At 71.1% G+C, this 2696-nt stretch carries 3 protein-coding genes; all 3 read left to right on the forward strand.

Annotated elements, in window-relative coordinates:
• Positions 1–811: thioesterase domain-containing protein (locus tag AC1DYI_RS31955; RefSeq protein WP_477208137.1), on the forward strand; the 811-nt coding region annotated here is incomplete at its 5' end.
• Entirely contained in the window at positions 808–1575 is a 768-nt protein-coding gene (locus tag AC1DYI_RS31960) for a thioesterase II family protein (protein ID WP_477208138.1), read from the forward strand. The genes AC1DYI_RS31955 and AC1DYI_RS31960, both read left to right, overlap by 4 nt.
• A gap of 29 nt (positions 1576–1604) precedes the next feature.
• Entirely contained in the window at positions 1605–2420 is an 816-nt protein-coding gene (locus tag AC1DYI_RS31965; protein ID WP_477208139.1) for a CPBP family intramembrane glutamic endopeptidase, read from the forward strand.
• Positions 2421–2696 lie beyond the last annotated feature (276 nt).

Below are 2696 nucleotides of genomic sequence, written 5' to 3' on the forward strand. Positions count from 1 at the left end.
CCCTTCTTCTGCGTGCCCCTTCTTCTGCGTGCATGCCGGTGGCGGCAGCGTACTCGCCTACCAGGCACTGGCAGCGAACCTGGGCCCCGCCGACGCCAGGCAGCCGCCGCGCGCGTTCCTTGCGTTCCAGGCCGCCGGCATGGATGGCCGCGGCACGCCGCAGGACCGGTTCGAGGACATGGCCGCCCGCTATGTGGCGGAGATGCGCAAGGTCCAGCCGCGGGGGCCCTATTTGCTGGGGGGCTGGTGCACCGGCGGGCGCATCGCTCAAGTCATGGCACAGCAGCTGGAGGCCAACGGCGACAGCGTCGCCATGCTGGCGCTTTTCGACGCCACGGCCGTCGCGCAGGGGCTGCCCGATGGCGAAGCGCTGGACGACACGTCCCTGCTGGCGTCGATGTCGCCGCGGTTCGCCGCTGCCGCCGCGTCCGTTGCGCAGGTGCAGCCCGATGCACGGCTGGCGGCCCTGCTGGAACGCCTGCGCGCAGACGCGCTGGTCCCCCCCGAAGCCGGCCTGGTCCAGGTGCACGCCATGCTGCGTGTGTTCCGCGCCATCCTGCGCGCCGAGCGGGGTCATACCCCCGCGCCGACGCAGGCCGCTGCCACGCTGTTCCGCGCTGCACAGCAGCCGCCAGGGGCCCCGGCCGATCTGGGGTGGTCGCCTTGGCTGCGCGCCGGCTGCGACATCATCGACGTGCCGGGCGACCACCTGAGCATGATGGAGGACCCCGCCCACGCTGCCGTGCTGGCGCGTGCCGTTGAACGGGTGCTGGCACGTGCCGAGGCCTCGATGCCCGGAGCAGCGCGGTGAACGGTGCCGCTTGGTGGTTGCCACCGTCGCGCTCGTGGCGCGCCGGCGTCTCGCTGCGCCTCCTGGCCCTGCCGTACGCCGGCGGCGGCGCGACCGCCTTCAGGCCCTGGTTCCAGGCCCTGCCGGCGCAGGTCCAGGTGGCGGCGGTGCAATTGCCCGGGCGCGGGGCACGCTTCGTCGAAGCGCCGCTCGTCACCTGGCCCTCGCTGCTGGAGGCGCTTGTCGGAGCGGTGCTCGGCCTGCCCGACGATGGCGTGCCCTGCATGCTGTTCGGCCACAGCGCGGGCGCACTGGTCGCTTTCGAGCTGGCCAAGCGGCTGCTGGATCGAGGCCGAGCGCCGGCGGGGCTGCTGGTCTCGGGCTGCCGCGCACCGCATCTGCCGCCGCGCGCGCCGCCACTCTCGAAGGCCTCGGATGCCGAGCTCGCACGGGCGCTCGAGCGACTCGGTGGCACCCCGGCCGAGGCCCTGCGACAGCCCGAACTGCTGGCACTGCTGCTGCCCGTGCTGCGCGCCGATTGCACGCTCTTCGACACCCATGCGCCGGCCGCCCCAGTGCCTTTGGACCTGCCGATCACCGTGTTCCGCGGCCTGCGTGACCCGCTCGTCGACGACAACGAGGCGCGGGCCTGGGCCGCCCACACGCGATCGGGCTGCCGCGTTCACACCGTCGATGCAGGCCACTTCTATCTCGATGACGCAGCGTTCCTGCGGCTGCTGACTGCGTCACTCGTTCCACCTCGAGTGACTGCGGTTGCGACTTGACCCCAGTCTCCCACCCATCAAGGCCCGCCATGAACACTACCGCCCGCCACTTGGCCCCTGTTCTCCCAGCCCCGGCTTCCGGCAACGATCGGTTGCGGCGCGTCGGCCCGGCGTTGATCCTGCTGGCCATCGCCGGCTTCTCTGCCATCCCGTTTGCCACCGGATACCTGGGGCCGTTGTCGATCGCGCTGGCCGTCGTTCTGGCCTGCGCTGCCGCGCTGCGTCACGCGGTGGCCACGCAGATGGCGCTGATCGCCTTGGCGCTGGCGCTGCTGATGCAGGTGCCGGCGCTGCGGGTGGCGTCGCTGCCATTGATCCTGACGCTGGCCGCGTTCGCGCTCGCCGTGCTGCCGCTGGCGCCGCTGCGGCGCAGTTGCAGCTGGCTGCAGCGCGGGTTGCTGGACCGTCGCGCCGGCTGGCAGATCGCGGGCATCACCGTCATCTCCGGCGCTGCGCTGCTGGCCTGGCACGCACTGACGCATCCCGATGTCGGGCCGCTCAAGGCCATGTTCGGCGGCATGCCGACAGCGGCGTTGATAGCTGCCGGCGTGGTCTTCCCGCTCGTCAACGCCACCGTCGAGGAGGCAATCTTCCGCGGCGTGATGATGAACGCGCTCGGCCAGGTTTTCCGCTCGGTCTTGCTGGTCAACCTGGTCCAGGCTCTGTCGTTCGGCCTGTTGCACAAGGACGGCTTTCCCAGTGGCGCATGGGGCATCGCACTGGCGGCGCTCTACGCTGCACTTCTCGGCCTGCTGCGGCAGCGCACCCAGGGCTTGCTCGCACCCTGGATCGCCCACGTCCTGACCGACGCGACGATCTTCCTCATCGTTCTGAAACTGGCCTGAGAGCGGCGGCTAGCACCGGGCCATGGCCCAGACGCACTTCGCATCGGGCCAGTAGCCAGATGGTGCCATGGCCACCCGTGGACTACCTAACCTGGCGTCTGTGCCACCTGCACCCGTGGACTGGCATGTTGYAGGGAGGGTGAGCACGGGTCTGACGCGTCGAACCGTATCGCCCGCGTGCGCGTAAGCGGCCCGTATCGTGCCTCACAGGAGCGGACCCTGGGGCCGTTGTCGTAGCGCGGTCGAGCCGCTCAGTCGCTACGCCCGCTTCTGGCC

It is taken from the genome of Ideonella sp. P3_A4 (assembly GCF_056403075.1).